The following is a 16,618-nucleotide window of genomic DNA, read 5'->3' as shown; positions in this document are numbered from 1 at the left end:
AAGGCGGCCCAGCACGGTAACCCCACCATGGGGTCCCCAGGGGACCTCGCTGCCGGCCATGGACGCGATAACGTGACCGTCTACCAGCTTCCCTGACGGAGGGAGCCACGTGGACGCACGGACAGACCGCGTGCTTCCCCGGCGCCTGCTCAACGATCCGCAGATCGTCCACGCGCTCACCCAGCGAAACTTCACCCCGGTGTTCGCCGCGGCGAAGGCGGCCGGGTTGAGTTACAACGCGATCGCCGCCGCGTGCGGAATGAAGACCGAGCGGGTCAGCCTAATCGCACGTGGCAGCGCCACCGTCACGAGCATCGACACCGTTGAACGGATCGCTGACGGCTTGCACATTCCGGGTGGGATGGTCGGTCTCGCTGAGCGATGCTGGGAGAAGCAGCCTGCACGCCATCCGTCGAGCAGGACAGGAGACGATCTCATGAAGCGCCGTCAACTCCTGCGGGGTGCTCTCGCCGCCGGCCTGACCACCGCCTCGCTGACGCACATCACCGAGGCGCGGCAGAGTGGCGACAGGGCCCTCACCGTTACCGGCACCACCGACCTGGCCCACATCGAGTCAGCCGCCGAACAGCACAGCTACGGCTACCGGGGACGCCCACCCACCGACGTGCTCGCCGACCTCGTCGCCGACTTCAGCGAGATGACCCCCCTGCTACGCCGGCCGCAACACGCGGCAGCCCGGGCCCGGCTGTCCCACCTCACCAGCATGATCGCGGGAATGACCGCCATCGTGCTCCACGACCTCGGCAACCGACGCGAAGCGCACGCCTGGTTTCGCACCGCCGCTCGGGCCGCCGAGGAGTCCGGCGACCGAGCGCTGCACGCCTGGGTGCTGGCCCGAGAAGCCATGGTGCCCCTGAACTTCGGCGCACCGCGTACAGCCGCAGGCCTCGCCGAGCAAGCCCGACACGTCGCCGGCAAAGGCACCACCGCGGCGGCCACCCTCGCCTCCGCCGTCGCCGCCCGCGCCTACGCCATCAGCGGCCAACGCGACAAAGCCCTGGCCGCGCTCACCGAAGCCGACCGCCTCGCCGAGCATCTGCCCGCAGGCGAACGTACCGACTCCTGGTTCGGCCACTGCGAACAGAAGCACCGGGTGCACCTCTCCCACGCCCTCACCGCGCTCGGCGAGACCACCCGGGCCCGGCAGAACCAGGCCCAGGCACTGGCGCTGTCGGCACCCACGAGCGCCCTCACCCGCACCCTGATCCGGCTCGACGCCGCCATGTGCGACCACCGCGACGGCAACTCCATCGACGGCTGCCACGCCGCCACCCTGGCACTGATCGACCTTCCAGCCCGCTTCCGAACCGACCTGACCCGCAAGCGCGCCCTGGACCTGTACCGGGAGATGCCGGCACACCTTCGAACGTTGCCCGAAGCTCAAGAGTTCCGAACCATGCTGACACCCTGACGAACCACGACATCGACCCAGAGCCACCCGCCGCATATCGCGAGGGAAAGCCACGGAGCGTTGCGGTGCAGGATGGGTGAGGTTCTCGGGCCCGTCAAGCAGATCGAGGGTGACCTGACGGGTGCAGCCGTTGAAACGGGGTCCTCACGAGTGCGCCTGCTTCGGCAAGGTGAGGATTTCGGCTCCGTCGCTGGTGATGGCGATCGTGTGCTCACTGTGTGCCGTCCGGCAGCCGGTCGCACTTCGGAGCGTCCACCCGTCGGCATCAGTGATGAGTTCAGCGGTGTCCGCCATGACCCACGGTTCCAGTGCCAGCAGCAGCCCCGGGCGCAGTCTGTATCCACGACCGGGCCGTCCGGTGTTCGACACGTGCGGGTCCTGGTGCATCGTTGACCCGACGCCATGACCTCCGAACTCGGTGCTGATCGGATACCCCGCTTCGGACAGGGTTGAGCCGATGGCATGGGAGATGTCGCCGACGCGAGCCCCAGGGCCGGCAGCGGCTATCCCCGCGTACAGCGCGCGTTCGGTCGCGCTGATCATCGCGACGCTCTCCGGGGGCTTTGAGTCGCCCACGATGAAGCTGATGGCAGAGTCCGCAACGACCCCACCCTTGGAGACGGCGAGGTCGAGTGACAGCAGATCGCCGTCGGCAAGCGTGTAGTCGTACGGCAGTCCGTGGAGCACGGCGTCGTTGACGGACGTGCAGATGTAGTGGCCGAACGGCCCGCGTCCGAAGGATGGCTCGTAGTCGACGTAACAGGACACCGCACCAGCCTCGACGATCATGGTCTCGGCCCACCGGTCGATGTCCTGGAGGTTGGTGCCTACTGCGCTGCGGCTCTTCAGCGTCTGCAAAATGTCAGCGACCAGGGCACCCGCCTCCCTGGCTCGGGGCAGTTCGGTGGGGTTCAGGATCTCGATCATGCGACGCCTTCCACGCGGACCAATAACTATCCCGGCCATACTATCCCGGTACTAGAATCGGAGCCATGGTCAGGTTGCCGCTCACACCCGCAGAGGTCGAGCGCGGACAGCGCCTCGGCGCCCTGTTGCGTCGCGCCAGGGGAGAGCGCTCGATGCTCGTGACCGCGCTCGATGCACGTGTCTCACCGGAGACCCTCCGGAAGATCGAGTCGGGCCGCGTAGCGACCCCCGCCTTCCCGACCATCGCTGCGATCGCCGATGTCCTCGGCCTCTCCCTCGATGCGGTGTGGGCCGAGATCAACCAGCCCGCACGTGGTGTCGAACCGACCGGCTCTGGTCACAACGCACGTGAGCGGTTGGCCTCGTAGGTCTCTCCGGCCACCCCGGAGGGCCGGCCGCTGTCGCATCGCTGCCAGAACCGCCAGGCGAATAGAGAAATCCCTATGCTTGTCGTTGTTCCCGGCACCGTCGCCCGCGCCTGCCGTTCCGCCACGGAGGTGACCCGTGTCCCCCAACCACGCCCCGCCCACGTTCCGCCGCCGTCGTCCCTCGACCCTGCTCCTGGTACTCAGCCTGATGCTGGGCCTGGCCGCCCCCACGGCGCTGACGACCCCAGCATCGGCTCGGCCCACCCCGCAGGCCGCCGACCCTCTCTGCTACGCCAGCGGTTTCAGCCAGCCTCCGGACATCAGTCGCCCACTTGCCCTGACCTGGTCGCACGTCGGTAGCCGGTCCAACGGCAGTTACACCTACCGGTACTGGATGGTGCAGGAGCTGAGCGGGTCGACGTGGTACTACCGGAACAGCTACGTGGCCAGCTGCTCCGGCGACTCGCTGCTCTCCAGCACCGAGATCCCGACGACCGACGGGTTCGGCACCGCGGCCTGCACCAGCACCGCCGACCGCTACCCGGCGGAGTCGGAGGCCGAACGGTTCGTCGGGCAACGCACCTCCTGGCAGCGGCCGTACCTCGCGATCCTCACGTTCCGGTACTGGCACCAGGAGTGGTTCTCGTACGCCACCCTGCGGTGGGCCTACGGATCCAGTTACGCGGTGCGGTGCTGAGTCACCGTCCCGCTCGCGGCGTCGTCCGACCGTCCGACCAGGGGGCGATCAGGCGGGCGCGGGCGCTCCGGGTCCCGGCCGCGCAGCCACTCCTGCCAGCGGCCAGGTAGCGGCTCGTTGCGGCCGGGCACCAGCAGCACGCGGGTCATGCCCGAGAGGTTAGCGTCGAGCCGGCAGCCCGCCGCCCTCGCGGCGGGCGGGAGGGGTACGGCGTGGTGAGCGTACGACGGGCGGAGCCGACGGACCGGGCGGCGACGGACGTGCCGCACGAGCGGGAGCCGGGGGCGGAGGTGACCGGCGGGCCGCGAGACGGCGTCGGCGATGCCCCGGCGTGGATCTCGCTGACCACCGACTACGGCCTCGCCGACGGGTTCGTGGCCGCCTGCCACGGGGTGATCGGGCGGCTCGCCCCGGCCGCCCGGGTGATCGACGTGACCCACCTGGTCCCGCCGGCCGACGTGCGCCGGGGCGCCGCCGTGCTCGCCCAGACGGTGCCGTACCTGCCGGTCGGGGTGCACGTCGCGGTGGTCGATCCGGGGGTGGGCACCGCCCGGCGCGGGATCGCCCTGGCCACCCCGGGCGGGCTGCTGGTCGGGCCGGACAACGGGCTGCTGCTGGACGCCGCCACCACGCTGGGCGGCGTCACGTCCGCCGTCGAGCTGACCAACCCGCACTGGCTGGCCCCCGAGGTGTCCCGCACCTTCCACGGCCGGGACGTCTTCGCCCCGGTCGCGGCCCGGCTGGCGCTGGGCGCCCCGCTGGCCGGCGCCGGCCCGGCGGTCGACCCCGCCGGCCTGGTCCGGCTCCCCGAGCCGGTGGTCCGATCGGGCGACGGCGGCCTCACCGCCGAGGTGTTGACCGTGGACCACTTCGGCAACGTGCAGCTCGCCGCGCCGGGCGGGCTGCTGGCCGCGCTGCCGGCCCGGCTGCGGGTGGCCGGCCGCCCGGCGACGCACGGGCGCACCTTCGGCGACGCCCCGCCGGGCGAGCTGGTGGTGCACGTGGACTCCGCGGGCCGGGTCGCGGTGGCGGTGAACGGCGGCCGGGCCGCCGACGTGCTCGCGGTCGGCCCGGGTGACTTGGTGTCCGTCACCGCGACGGCCGAGGAGCCGCCCGGCCGTCCGGCGGGTGCCGAAATCGGACCACTGCCGGACTGATGCCCGGTGGCCGGTTGTGGAATGCTCTTCCGGTGGGTGATCAATGGGTTCCGTCGGCATGCCCCTGCTGCGCGTCCAGGACCGGTGGCGGCACGTGCCCGGTCTGCTTCTGGACCGACGACGGCCAGGGTGACGCCGACGCGGACGTGGTGCGGGGCGGCCCGAACGGCGACCTGAGCCTGTCCCTCGCGCGGCTCAACTTCGCCATCTACGGTGCCAGCCACCCCCGCTACCAGGACATCGTGCGCCCGGCGCGCCCCGAGGAACGCCCCTGACCGGGGCGCACCGGATCGGGGCACGCCGGACGGCGGTCAGCAGCGCGGCGCGGTGCCGCCGTACACGGCGGAGATGTACGCGTGGCTGACGTACTGCCCGCTGGCGAGACGGTTCCACCGGTTCGTGGTCCGGTAGGGACCGCTGACGGTCTGACCGGTGACGTAGCACTCGATCGGCACGTGGGCGTACGTGGCGGCGAGGCCACGGGCGGCGTACCCGGTGCCGGGACCGGCGCGGAGGTTGAGGGGGCCGGAGCCGACCACGCCGTGCGGGCCGGTGCCGGTCCACAGGTACGCGACGTCCACCCAGGCGTTGCCGGTGAGCTGCAAACCGTCCCAGAAGGTGCCGTCGGCGAGGTCGACGCCGCCCGGGTTCAGCACGGTCCGGCCGAACTGGTCCCGCCCGCCGTGGTAGCCGTCCTGGTACGCGGCCTGCGCCTCGGGGCGGCCCTGGGGCAGGTCCTTCCAGTTCTCCCGGACGGCGCTGGGGTTCCAGTAGTCGTCCCGGGTGTTCCACGGCCCGACGTCCCAGACCGGCGCGTACTCGCAGCGGCTGCCGCTGGTGGTGCAGACCCGGACGGTGTAGTCGCCGGTGCCGAGCGGGGACAGTGAGCGCCGGGACGGCAGCGCCGCGAAGTGGTCGCGGGACGTGACGACGTGCCCGTTGGCGGTGGTCTGGCCGACCAGCCCGATCCGGGTGGCGTAGACCCGGTAGCTGCGCCCCGGGGTGGCGGCGGCGACGGCCGCCCGGTCGGCGGTGAGCCGGACGGCGCGTACCGCCAGGGTGGCCCCGGCGGCGCGGGCGGTGAGCAGCACCCGGGCCTGGACCCGGGTGACCGGCTGGTCGAAGACGGCGGCCGGCACGGCCGTCCGCCACTCGGTCCAGCCGGCGGCGCGCCAGCCGCGCACCTGGACCTCCACCGCGGCGTCCGGGCCGGCGTCCGCGGCCACCTCGGCGCGGACCCGGGTGGCGGGTCGGGTCAGGGCGTGCTCCGGGCTCAGGTACGCGCCCTCGGCGACCGGCGCGTGCCGGTCCAGGGCGGCGGAGGTGACGGCACGCGGCGTCCGGTCGGCCAGCCGGAGCCCGCCGTCGGCCCAGCGGGCGTTGAGGCCGCCGGTGCGGGACAGGTCGGCGTCCCACCGCTCGGTCGGCCCGACCGCGTCGGCGGCGGGAGCGGACGTGGCAGGTACGGCGGCGGCCGGCCGCAGGGCGAGGGCGGGCGGGACCGGGGTGGCGGCCGGGGAGAGCGCGACGGCGAGGGCGCCGACGAGCAGCGGGGCGAGGACGAGGGTACGGGTACGACTTCGCGGATGATTCACGTTGTTCCTCCTCAGAACACCCCGATCGTTACGTTTCGCTGGATAGATGGGAACCTCAGTACAAATAGCGATACATGCGAATCCCACTCGGGGAGGGAGAATGGTGGGGTGCCCGAAGGCGACACCGTCTGGAACACCGCCCGCGTCCTGCACCGCGCCCTCGGCGGGGCCCGGCTCACCGGCTCCGACTTCCGGGTGCCGGGGCTGGCCACCACCGACCTGACCGGCTGGACGGTGCGCGAGTCGGCCAGCCGGGGCAAGCACCTGCTGCTGCGGCTGGCCGCCCCGGAGCCGCTGCCCGCAGACCCGGCCGGCGGGACCACCCACTGGACGCTGCACTCGCACCTGCGGATGGACGGGGCCTGGCGGGCGTACGCGCCGGGCGAACGCTGGACCGCCCGGCCCGCGCACCTGATCCGGGCGGTGCTGCGCGGCCCGGAGGCCGTGGCCGTCGGGTACCACCTGCACGAGCTGGCGCTGGTGCCGACGGCCGAGGAGGGCGCGCTGGTGGGCCACCTCGGGCCGGACCTGCTCGGCGCGGACTGGGACCCGGCCGAGGCGGTCCGCCGGCTCGCCGCGCACCCGGCGGCGACGATCGGGGAGGCGCTGCTCGACCAGCGCAACCTGGCCGGCGTGGGCAACCTGTACAAGTGCGAGGTGCTGTTCCTGCGCGGGATCTCGCCGTGGACCCCGGTCGGCGCGGTGCCCGACCTGGCCGGCACGGTGACGCTCGCGCGCAAGCTGCTGGCGGCCAACCGGGGGCGGTGGACCCAGAGCACCACCGGCTCGCTGCACCGGGGGCGGACCAGCTACGTGTACGGCCGGCGGGCGCAGCCCTGCCGCCGGTGCGGCACCGCGATCCGCAGGGAGGAGTTGGGCGAGCGGGTCACCTACTGGTGCCCGGCCTGCCAGCCCGCCCCGCCGGGCGACGCGCCGCCCGCACCGGCGCCCCGCTGACCCGACCCGCGCCCCGCTGACCCCGACGGCCGGGGCCGGGCGACGCCCTGACCTGCCCCGACGCACCCGTCCCACGGTCCGGGACGTCGACAGATAGGGACGATTGGGTAATTCCTAACCCGGGGTCCGACGTCGCATGCTGCGGTTGAGTGCTCACCGATCGTCAACAGGCGCGACGGCCGCCCCGAGGGGGTGGCGGCTGCCGCGCCTCGATCCCGGGGAGAGCCATGGTGCTGTTCCGCAGACTGCGCTCCAACCGCACCAACCGCACCGACCGCACCGACCGGGCCGTCCGCACCGGCCGGGAGGCCGGGCCGACCGTGCCGGGGGCCCGGGCCGCCGAGGCGGCGACCCCCGCCCCGGCCAGCCTCGACCCGGCGGCGGCCCCGCGCTGCTTCGGGCCGGTGCCCAACTTCGCCACCAGCCCGCTGCCGGTCCCCGACGGGCGGGGCGGGACGGTGCCGGGCACCGGCCTGCGCAAGTTCGTCGACGCGCTGCCGGGCCCGGGCGAGGCGGGCCGCACCGAGCTGGGCGGGTACCTGCCGGTGGGCGTCCCGGACACCATCACCTGGCCGGGCTGCGACTACTACGAGATCGGCCTCCAGGAGTACGCCCAGCGCCTGCACCGCGACCTGCCCGCCACCCGGCTGCGCGGCTACCGGCAGCTCAACCTGGGCACCGACGGCTCCGGGCACAACACGGTCGCCCCGCCCGACCGGCCGTACCTGCTCGGGCCGGTGATCGTGGCCCGGCGGGGCCGGCCGGTACGGATCAAGTTCATCAACCAGCTTCCCACCGGGCAGGCCGGCGACCTGTTCCTGCCCGTCGACCCGTCCCTCGACGGCGCGGGCGTCGGTCCGCTGGACGGTCCGGCGCCGTACCCGCAGAACCGGGCGGTGCCCCACCTGTACGGCGGGCAGACCGGCTGGATCAGCGCCGGCAACCCGTGGCAGTGGGTGACCCCGGCCGGTGAGATCACCCCGTACCCGACGGGGGTGGGGCTGACCCACGTGCCGGACATGCCGCCGCCCGGCCCCGGGGCGACGACCCTGTACTACCCGAACGAGCAGAGCGGCCGGCTGATGTGGCTGCACGACAACACGCTCGGCCTGTCCCGGCTCACCGTCCACTCCGGTCAGCTCGCGCTCTACCTGCTCACCGACCCGGCCGAGGAGCGCCTCGTCGCCGACGGCGTGCTGCCCGCCGAACAGCTTCCGCTGGTGATCCAGGACCGCACCTTCGTGCCGGACGACACCCAGCTCGCCGCCCAGGACCCGACCTGGGACCGGGACCGCTGGGGGGCCCGCGGCAGCCTGTGGCATCCGCACGTCTACCAGCCCCGGCAGAACCCGTACCGGGCCTCGGGCGGCAACCCGACCGGCCGCTGGGACTACGGCCCGTGGACCGGTCCCCCGCCGGGCCGGGAGGCGACGGCCCGACCGGGGCCGGACCCGGAGCCCGACGGCCACCCCGTCGGACCGGCGCCGAACCCGCACCACGACCCGGTCGCCGCCCCCGACGAGCCGCCGCTGGCCCCGGGCGTGCCGCACCCGTCGGCGGTGCCGGAGGCGTACGGGGACACCCCGCTGGTCAACGGGGTCGCCTACCCGTACCTGACGGTGGCGCCGAAGGCGTACCGGTTCCGGATCCTCAACGCCTGCGCCGACCGCGGCCTGAACCTCCAGCTCTACCGGGCCCGCTCGGACGGGCCGATGTGGGGCCCGGACGGCGAGCTGCGCGACGCCGACGCGGGCGAGGTGCCGATGGTGGACGCGGTCCGCTGCCCCGGCCGCCCGGCGCACTGGCCCACCGACGGCCGTGACGGCGGGGTGCCGGACCCCGCCGCGACCGGGCCGGAGTTCGTCCAGGTGGGCAACGAGTGCGGGCTGTTGCCCGCCCCGGTGGTGCTGCCCAACCGCCCGGTCGGCTACCGGTACGACCGGCAGGACCCGACCGTACTGAACGTCGACGGGCACGCCCTGCTGCTCGCCCCCGGCGAGCGGGCCGACGTGGTGGTCGACTTCTCCGCCGTCCCGCCCGGAGCCACGGTGCTCCTGTACAACGACTGCCCGGCCCCGCTGCCCCGGTTCGACCCCCGCTACGACCACCACACCGGCGCGCCGGACCGCACCGCCGTCGGCGGGGCCCCCGGCACCCGCCCCGGGTACGGGCCGAACACCCGGACCCTGCTCCAGTTCCGGGTGGCGGGCGAGCCCGCCGAGCCGTTCGACCTGGCCCGGCTCGCCGACCGGCTGCCCGCCGCGTACGCGGCCAGCCAGCGCCCGCCGATCGTGCCCCAGCCGGCGTACGACGCCGCGTTCGGCACCCGCACGGCCCGGGAGACCGTGGTCACGGCGTACGCCACCTCGGTCAGCTTCACCCCGGCCGGGGCCGCCGCCCCGGTGACCCTGCCGCTGGCGGTGAAGGCGGTGGAGCAGGTGTTCGAACCGGCGTACGGGCGGGTGGCCGGCCGGCTCGGGGTCGCCCACCCGAACGCCGGCCCGCTCGGCCCGGTGACCCTGCCACTCGGGCCGGTCGACCCGGCCACCGAGACCCTGGTGATCGCCGACCCGACGGTCCCGATCGGCGCGCCCGCGGACGGCACCCAGCTCTGGCGGATCACCGGGGACGCCGGGCAGACCCACCCCGTGCACGTCGGCGGCTGCGACGTGCAACTCGTCAACCGGGTCGGCCGGGACGGCACGATCCGCCTGCCGGAGGCCAACGAGTTGGGGTGGAAGGAGACGATCCGGGTCAACCCCCGGGAGGACGTGATCGTGGCGCTGCGTCCCGTCGCGCCCGCCCTGCCGTTCAAGCTCGGTGACAGCGTCCGGCTGCTCGACCCGACCCGCCCGGCCGGCGCCCGGATCGGCTCGACCGCGGTCAGCCCGCTCGACGGCCGGCCGGCGGCGGTGGTGAACCAGTTGGTCAACATGGGCTGGGAGTACCGCTGGCACAGCCAGCTCGGCGGCCACCGGGACCAGGGCATGAGCCGCCCGCTGGTGCTGCGGGTCGCCCCGAAGGCCCCGACCGGGCTGACCGCCACGCCGGTGGCCGGCTCGGCGACCGTGCTGCCGGCGATCGCGCTGACCTGGACCGGCAACGGCAGTCACCCGCCGGCCCGCAGCCACCTGCTCCAGCGGGCCACCGACGCCGCGTTCACCGAGGGGGTCACCGCGATCACGGTGGCCGCCGCCGCCTCCCGGTACACCGACGCGACGGTCACCCCGGGGGTGACGTACCACTACCGGATCCGGGCGGAGAACGAGGTGAGCTGCTCAGCCTGGTCCAACGGGGTGCCGGCGGGGGTGCGGCTCGCCGCCCCGTCCGGGCTGGTCGCGGCGGTCCCGCCGGCCGCGCCGCCACGGGTGGCGCTGCGCTGGGCGAACCGCTCCTTCGCCACGGGCGTGGACGTGCAGCGGGCCACCAACCCCACCTTCACCAGCGGGCCGGTCACCACGGCGATCGGGGTGGGCGAGCAGCACGTGGACGCCGTGGTCGCCCCGGAGACCACCTACTACTACCGGGTGCGCACCACCTACCTGGGCGCGGCGTCGCCGTGGTCGACGGTCGCCACCGTCACCACTCCGCCCCGGCCCACGCCGCCGACGGCGCTGGCCGGCGCCGCGAGCGCCCCCGCGCCGGACACGGCGACGGTGGCGCTGACCTGGGCGGCGGGGCCGCCGGGTGGGCCGGGGGCCGGGTTCGTGGTGCAGCGGGCCCTCGACCCGGCGTTCGAGCGGGAGGTCGTCGCGTTCACGGTGCACGGGCGGGGGTTCACCAACACCGGGCTGGCCCGGGGCGTGACGTACCACTACCGGGTGCGGTCGTTCAACGTGGTCGGCAGCTCGCCGTTCACCTCGCCGGTGGCGGTGACCACCCCCGGCTGAGCGGTCAGCGGGGGGCGCGCAGCGGGTCGCCGACCGTGCGTAGCTCGGCCAGCGCCGAGGCCACCCCGTGCAGCAGGTCGGTCGCCTCGGCGAGCCGGGACGCGGCGGCGTGCTCGGTGCTGGGGCGGGCGTCCTCGGCCAGGTAGCCGGCGGCGGCCACCACCAGCCGCTCGTACGCGGTGACCCCGCTCTGGAGCTGCGCGGACAGCTCGCGGTGGGCGTCGGCGAGCGGTGCCCGGGCGTCGGCCGGGGCGAGTTGCAGGGCCCGCTCGACGCTGGCCACCCGCCCGGCCAGCTCGCGCAGCGAGCGGTCCGCGGCGGCGGCCTCCAACACGGCCGGCTCGGCCAGCCCGGTCAGCCGGCCGGCCATCCCGCCGAGGGTCAGCGCGGCCCGGTCCAGCCGGGCCCACGGCTCGGCAACGCTGGTGCCACGCAGGGTCAACCGGGACCGCACCCGGCGCACCTCGGCCAGCACCCCCTGCCCGGCGGGGAGCCGTTCGACGGCGGCGACCAGCCGGGCCCGGGACCGGGCGGCGGCCTCGGCCGGGTCGAGCGCCGGGGGCGCGGGGCGGGCCGCGTGGGCCCGCAGGTCGAGCCAGCGCCAGGCGGCCAGCGCCACCGCGCTGCCCGCGGCGCCGGCCCAGGCCGCGTCGGGCAGCCCGAGCCCCGCGTACGGGGTCAGCACGGCCGCCGCCCCGGTCAGGCCGCCGCCCAGGACACTCCACCGCCGGGCGGACCGCCGCAGCCGGCTCAGTTGACGGAAGTACCGTGCTCGCTCGTCTGCCACCCGTGCCTCCTCGATCCGGCCGCCCCGGCCTTCGGCGCGCCCGCCGCCGGCCCCGACCGGCCCTGGTGCCGCCCGACCAGCGGCGCTGCTGCCGCTCAGCCGGCGGCGGTGCTGTCCCCGGTGCCGCGCTCCTGACCCATGCTGGCCCGGATCTGGTCGAGCCGGGCCGCGGCGGCCGGGTCGGCGGCCGGCGCGGGCTGGCCCTGCTGCCCCGCCGCCGAGCGGTCCTGCCGGCCGGCGAGCTGCTCGCCGGCCATGCTGGAGCGGATCTGCTCCAGCCGGGACGAGCCGGCCGAGTCCAGCGTCGCCTTCTGGATCTCCAGCATCCGGCCCTCGACGGAGTTGCCGGCCAGCTCGGCCCGGCCCATCGCGGTGGCGTAACGCTTCTCGATCCGGTCCCGCACCTCGTCCAGCGAGGGGGTGCTGCCGGACGCGGTCAGCGAGGACATCGACTCCAGCGAGCGGGCCACGCTCTCCTGCATCTTGGCCTGCTCGAGCTGGCTGAGCAGCTTGGTGCGCTCGGCCAGCTTCTGCTGGAGGATCATCGAGTTGTTCTCCACCGCCCGGCGGGCCTGCGCGGCGGCGCCGAGCGCCTGGTCGTGCAGGGTCTTCAGGTCCTCCGTGGCCTGCTCGGCCGAGACGAGCTGGGTGGCCAGCACCTGGGCGGACTGCTCGTACTTGCCGGCCTCCGCCTCGTCGCCACGGGCCCGGGCCTGGTCGGCGAGGACCAGGGCCTGCCGGGCATTGCCCTGGAGGCGCTCGACCTCGGACATCTGCCGGGACAGCTTCAGCTCCAGCTGACGCTGGTTACCGATCACCGCCGCCGCCTGCTGGACCAGCGCCTGGTGCTGGCGCTGCGCCTCCTCGATGGCCTGCTGGATCTGCACCTTGGGGTCGGCGTGCTCGTCGATCCGGGCACCGAAGAGCGCCATCAGGTATTTCCAGCCCTTGACGAACGGGTTCGCCATCTCCGCGGTATCCCCTCAGTTAGAGTCGCGCCGCCTCGGCCGTGCCGGGCGGTCCGGTGGTCGCGCGCGACAGTGGCCCCATCGTCCCAGCCGGGCGCCAGCCCGGCCGTCCGTACGCCACGAGCGGCACGCGCCACCGTCTGATCAACAGTACGCGGCGGGGGAAAGCCCGGCCACGTCGTCGGCGGCCGGGGTTTGGGCCGCGCGCGGTCGGGCCGGCGGGCGGCGACGCGCCGGCCGGGGTGGCCGCGCGCAGGACCGGGTCAGGCGGCGCAGACGACGTCGCGGTCGCGCTCGGCGGAGCGCACCCGCGTGGTGCGCAGGGTGGCCTTCAGCGGCGAGTCCTGGTGCACCGCGACCGACACCGGGCCGCCCGTGGTGACCTGGCGCACCCCGCGGCCGGCGGCGTTGCGGACGGCCGCGCGGCCCACCGGCGTCGGCTCGGCCGGGCCGGCGGTCTCGTCCTGCACCGGCACCAGCACCCCGGGGAGCTGTTCGGCGAGGGCGACCGTGTCGCTGACGTCGCGGAGCAGCTCGGAGAGCCGGGCGCCGAGGGCGTCGCAGATGGCGGCCAGCAGCTCGCTGGAGGGCTCCTTCTGACCGCGCTCGATCTCGGACAGGTAGCCCAGGCTCACGTTCGCCGCGGAGGAGACCTCGCGCAGGGTGCGGTGCTGCCCCTGCCGGCGCGCCCGCAGTGCGTCACCGATCACCCGGCGTAGCAGGACCATCGCACCTCCCCTGACGTGTCTCACCCTCCGACGGTCGTCGTTCCCGGCGCGGTGCACCGCCCCGGTGCCGACGACGCGCGTCGGAGCCTTCCCGCAACCGTACCCGTTGCCGGCCCCGGTGACATCCCACCCCGCCCCACCATCTGGCGGTGGCCGTTCAACGCCCGTCCGTCGCGGCGGTCGCGGGATCGCCGTCGTCGGCGGCGGGCGCACCCGGCCCGGTCGCCGGGCCCGCCGCGTGGATCCGCTCGGCCAGCATCCGGAACGCCTCGATCACCGCGGCGGAACGGATGTGGTCCCGGCCGCCGTCCAGGTCGAGCCGGGTGACCTCGGCGCCGGTCGGCCCGGCGACGGCGACGTAGACCAGCCCGACCGGCTTGCCGTCCTGCGGCTCCGGCCCGGCCACGCCCGTGGTGGCCAGCCCCCAGTCGGCGCCGCAGCGCCGCCGGCCGCCCTCGGCGAGGGCGAGGGCCACGTCCGGGTCGACCGGTCCGCGGTCGGCCAGCAGGTCCTCCGGTACGCCGGCCAGCCGCGCCTTCAGCTCGGTGGCGTACACGACCAGCCCGCCCCGGTAGACGCCGCTCACCCCGGCGATCTCCACGAGCGCGGCCGAGAGCAGCCCGCCGGTGAGCGACTCCACGGTCGCCAGCGTCTCGTGCCGCAGGGCGAGGCGGTGCACCACCCCGGCCGCCGGGTTGCCGACCGGCCGCAGCCCGTTCGCGTCCGTCCCCATGTCCACGTTCCTTTCCCCGCCGCTGCCGCCCCTCATCCTCCCGCCCCCGCATCCTCCCGCCCGCCACCGGTGGTCGGTTGGTGCTCGCCCGGACCCGCCGGGCGGGACGCGACCCACCCGTGCTCACCGGGGGGCCGGGGTCAGGAGCGGGGCCGGCGCAGCCGGAGGGCCTGGGCGATGTAGTCGAAGCCGGTGACCACTGTGACCACCACCGCGGCGGCCATGATCCACGGGCCGACGGCGGCGAGGGCAGCCGGCATCGGCCAGAGGTACCAGGTGATCGCGAGGACCTGGAGCGCGGTCTTGATCTTGCCACCCCGGCTGGCCGCGATGACGCCGTGCCGGATCACCCAGAACCGCAGCGCCGTGATGCCCAGCTCGCGGGCCAGGATCACCACGGTCACCCACCAGGGCAGCAGGTCGTACCAGGACAGCAGCACCAGGGCGGCGCCGGTCAGCGCCTTGTCGGCGATCGGGTCGGCCACCTTGCCGACGGAGGTGACCAGGCCGAAGCGGCGGGCGATCCAGCCGTCCACCAGGTCGGTGGCCGAGGCGAAGACGAAGATCAGGCAGGCCACGATCCGCCAGCCGGCCTGGCTCATCTGCGACACCACGACCATCGCCACGAAGACCGGCACCAGCACCAGCCGCAGCAGGGTCAGCGCGTTGGCCGCGTTGAGCACCGGCACCCGGGCGACCACCGGCGACGGCGTCGACTCCGCCGCCGGAGTCACCGGCGCGCCCCGATCGGGCCGCTGTGGCGAACCTGGCACCGCACCACGTGGCTCCCCCGCTTCCTCAGGGCCCGCCGTCACCGTTCCGCGCCGGGCGCCGCCGAGATCATCTCATCCGGCACCGCGACCAGGTCCACCCCTTCAGTGGCGGTGACCGTCGCCCGCACCAGGTCGCCGGGGCGCAACGCGGCCAGGTCAACGCCACCCTCGGCCGGGGCGACCAGCGTGGTCGAGCCGTCGACCTCGGGGGCCTGGTGCGCCGCCCGGCCCTCGACCACGCCGTCGTCGATCGAGTCGACCAGCACCTCGACCGTGGAGCCGAGCCGCTCCTCGGCGCGCTGCGAGCACAGCTCGTCGGCGAGCGCGCTGAGCCGGTCGTACCGGCGCTTGATGGTGGCGGCGGAGACCTTGCCGGGCAGGCCGGCGGCCTCGGTGCCGTCCTCGTCGCTGTAGTCGAACATGCCGATCGCGTCGAGCCGCGCCTCGGTGAGGAACCGGACCAGCTCCTCGACGTCGCCCCGGGTCTCGCCGGGGAAGCCGACGATGAAGTTGCTCCGCGCGCCCGCCGCCGGGGCCAGGGCGCGGGCGGAGGCCAGCAGCTCCAGGAACCGGTCGGTGGAGCCGAACCGGCGCATCCGGCGCAGCACCGGCTCGCTGGAGTGCTGGAACGACAGGTCGAAGTAGGGCGCGACGCCCAGCGTGCCGGCGATCGCCTCGACCAGCCCGGGCCGGGTCTCCGCGGGCTGGAGGTAGCTCACCCGGACCCGGACGATGCCGGACACGGCGGCGAGCTGCGGCAGCAGCTTCTCCAGCGCCCGGGGGTCGCCCAGGTCCTTGCCGTACGACGTCGAGTTCTCGCTGACCAGCACCAGTTCCCGGACGCCGCCGCGGGCCAGCCACTCGGCCTCGGCGAGCAGCTCGTCGGGCGTACGCGAGACGAAGGCGCCGCGGAAGGCCGGGATGGCGCAGAACGCGCAGCGCCGGTCGCAGCCGCTGGCCAGCTTGAGCGACGCCACCGGGCCGGTGTCGAGCCGGCGCCGCAGCACCTGGCGCAGGTGGGCCGGGGTGTGCTCGTCGGTCTGCACGGCCGTCCGCGCAGTGCCGTGGCCGGGCAGCGAGACCGCGCTGTCGCGCCGGGCGACCGGCGTCAGCGGCAGCAACTCGCGCCGGTCGCGTGGGGTGTGCGCGTCGATCGCCTCGCCGGCCACGACCGCGTCGAGCCGGGCGGCGATGTCCGGGTAGTCGTCGAAGCTCAGCACCGCCTGAGCCTCCGGCAGGCTGTCGGCCAGCTCCCGGCCGTACCGCTCGGCCATGCAGCCCGCGGCGACCACCTTCGCGCCGGTGTCGGCGGCGGCCAGCAGCGTCTGGATCGAGTCCTGCTTGGCCTTCTCCACGAATCCGCAGGTGTTGACGACCACCACGTCGGCGCCCTCGCCGTCGGTGGTGACCTGCCAGCCGTCGGCGTGCAGCCGGGCGGCCAGCTCCTCCGAGTCGACCTCGTTACGGGCGCAGCCCAGCGTCAGCAGGGCGACGCGGCGGCCGGCGGTGGCGGTGGCGGTGGCGGTGGACGACGGCTCCAGGTCGCGGCGCGGCGCCAGACGCGCCGAGCTGGAGCCGTCGGAAGGGGAGGTGGCAGACACCATCC

16 protein-coding genes are annotated in these 16,618 nt (G+C 74.9%); 7 read left to right on the top strand and 9 right to left on the bottom strand.

Annotated features, from left to right (window positions below):
* The first annotated feature begins 109 nt into the window (after window positions 1-109).
* Window positions 110-1,432 (top strand): helix-turn-helix transcriptional regulator, encoded by a 1,323-nt coding sequence (locus C5N14_RS06785; RefSeq protein WP_117666532.1) that lies wholly within the window; start codon window positions 110-112, stop codon window positions 1,430-1,432.
* A 144-nt stretch (window positions 1,433-1,576) separates the two neighbouring features.
* Here C5N14_RS06785 and map read toward each other — a convergent pair whose 3' ends face one another.
* Window positions 1,577-2,359, bottom strand: a complete 783-nt coding sequence (gene map, locus C5N14_RS06780; protein WP_117666530.1) for a type I methionyl aminopeptidase — start codon at window positions 2,357-2,359, stop codon at window positions 1,577-1,579.
* A 65-nt stretch (window positions 2,360-2,424) separates the two neighbouring features.
* On the opposite strand from map, the gene C5N14_RS06775 reads away from it, so the two are divergent.
* Window positions 2,425-2,727 (top strand): helix-turn-helix domain-containing protein, encoded by a 303-nt coding sequence (locus C5N14_RS06775; RefSeq protein ID WP_117666529.1) that lies wholly within the window; start codon window positions 2,425-2,427, stop codon window positions 2,725-2,727.
* Window positions 2,728-2,863: 136 nt separating this feature from the next.
* Window positions 2,864-3,424, top strand: coding sequence for a hypothetical protein (locus C5N14_RS06770; protein WP_117666527.1), 561 nt, complete (start codon window positions 2,864-2,866; stop codon window positions 3,422-3,424).
* On the opposite strand, the gene C5N14_RS32010 is transcribed toward C5N14_RS06770, so the two are convergent.
* A complete protein-coding gene (locus tag C5N14_RS32010; RefSeq protein ID WP_165878040.1) occupies window positions 3,406-3,573 on the bottom strand; it encodes a hypothetical protein in 168 nt (55 codons plus the stop codon). The two genes, C5N14_RS06770 and C5N14_RS32010, sit on opposite strands and share 19 nt — an antisense overlap.
* Before the next feature lie 141 nt (window positions 3,574-3,714).
* Here C5N14_RS32010 and C5N14_RS06765 point away from each other — a divergent pair, with 141 nt between their 5' ends.
* Window positions 3,715-4,581, top strand: a complete 867-nt coding sequence (locus tag C5N14_RS06765) for an S-adenosyl-L-methionine hydrolase (protein WP_117666960.1) — start codon at window positions 3,715-3,717, stop codon at window positions 4,579-4,581.
* A gap of 32 nt (window positions 4,582-4,613) precedes the next feature.
* Window positions 4,614-4,856, top strand: a complete 243-nt coding sequence (locus tag C5N14_RS06760; protein WP_117666525.1) for a CPCC family cysteine-rich protein — start codon at window positions 4,614-4,616, stop codon at window positions 4,854-4,856.
* Window positions 4,857-4,892: 36 nt separating this feature from the next.
* On the opposite strand, the gene C5N14_RS32875 is transcribed toward C5N14_RS06760, so the two are convergent.
* Window positions 4,893-6,176, bottom strand: coding sequence for a hypothetical protein (locus tag C5N14_RS32875; RefSeq protein WP_371685804.1), 1,284 nt, complete (start codon window positions 6,174-6,176; stop codon window positions 4,893-4,895).
* A 108-nt stretch (window positions 6,177-6,284) separates the two neighbouring features.
* Here C5N14_RS32875 and C5N14_RS06750 point away from each other — a divergent pair, with 108 nt between their 5' ends.
* Window positions 6,285-7,133, top strand: coding sequence for a zinc finger domain-containing protein (locus C5N14_RS06750; protein WP_117666523.1), 849 nt, complete (start codon window positions 6,285-6,287; stop codon window positions 7,131-7,133).
* Between the two features lie 227 nt (window positions 7,134-7,360).
* Window positions 7,361-11,023 carry a multicopper oxidase domain-containing protein gene (locus C5N14_RS06745; protein WP_117666521.1) on the top strand — a complete coding sequence of 1,221 codons (3,663 nt, stop codon included), beginning with the start codon at window positions 7,361-7,363 and terminating at the stop codon, window positions 11,021-11,023.
* A 4-nt stretch (window positions 11,024-11,027) separates the two neighbouring features.
* On the opposite strand, the gene C5N14_RS06740 is transcribed toward C5N14_RS06745, so the two are convergent.
* From C5N14_RS06740 to rimO, 6 genes are all read right to left on the bottom strand, one after another.
* Window positions 11,028-11,810 (bottom strand): hypothetical protein, encoded by a 783-nt coding sequence (locus C5N14_RS06740; protein ID WP_117666519.1) that lies wholly within the window; start codon window positions 11,808-11,810, stop codon window positions 11,028-11,030.
* Between the two features lie 95 nt (window positions 11,811-11,905).
* Window positions 11,906-12,778 (bottom strand): PspA/IM30 family protein, encoded by an 873-nt coding sequence (locus tag C5N14_RS06735; RefSeq protein ID WP_117666517.1) that lies wholly within the window; start codon window positions 12,776-12,778, stop codon window positions 11,906-11,908.
* A gap of 263 nt (window positions 12,779-13,041) precedes the next feature.
* A complete protein-coding gene (locus C5N14_RS06730; RefSeq protein ID WP_117666515.1) occupies window positions 13,042-13,506 on the bottom strand; it encodes a helix-turn-helix domain-containing protein in 465 nt (154 codons plus the stop codon).
* 157 nt (window positions 13,507-13,663) lie between these two features.
* Window positions 13,664-14,239 carry a CinA family protein gene (locus C5N14_RS06725; RefSeq protein ID WP_117666513.1) on the bottom strand — a complete coding sequence of 192 codons (576 nt, stop codon included), beginning with the start codon at window positions 14,237-14,239 and terminating at the stop codon, window positions 13,664-13,666.
* Between the two features lie 140 nt (window positions 14,240-14,379).
* Window positions 14,380-14,973, bottom strand: coding sequence for a CDP-diacylglycerol--glycerol-3-phosphate 3-phosphatidyltransferase (gene pgsA, locus C5N14_RS06720; protein WP_117666511.1), 594 nt, complete (start codon window positions 14,971-14,973; stop codon window positions 14,380-14,382).
* 77 nt (window positions 14,974-15,050) lie between these two features.
* Window positions 15,051-16,616, bottom strand: a complete 1,566-nt coding sequence (rimO, locus tag C5N14_RS06715) for a 30S ribosomal protein S12 methylthiotransferase RimO (RefSeq protein ID WP_243639219.1) — start codon at window positions 16,614-16,616, stop codon at window positions 15,051-15,053.
* Window positions 16,617-16,618 lie beyond the last annotated feature (2 nt).

This window comes from Micromonospora sp. MW-13 (genome assembly GCF_003434305.1).
Lineage (GTDB): Bacteria > Actinomycetota > Actinomycetes > Mycobacteriales > Micromonosporaceae > Micromonospora.
The sequence above is the reverse complement of the archived record's forward strand: the minus strand, read 5'-3'. Positions and strand labels throughout refer to the sequence as shown.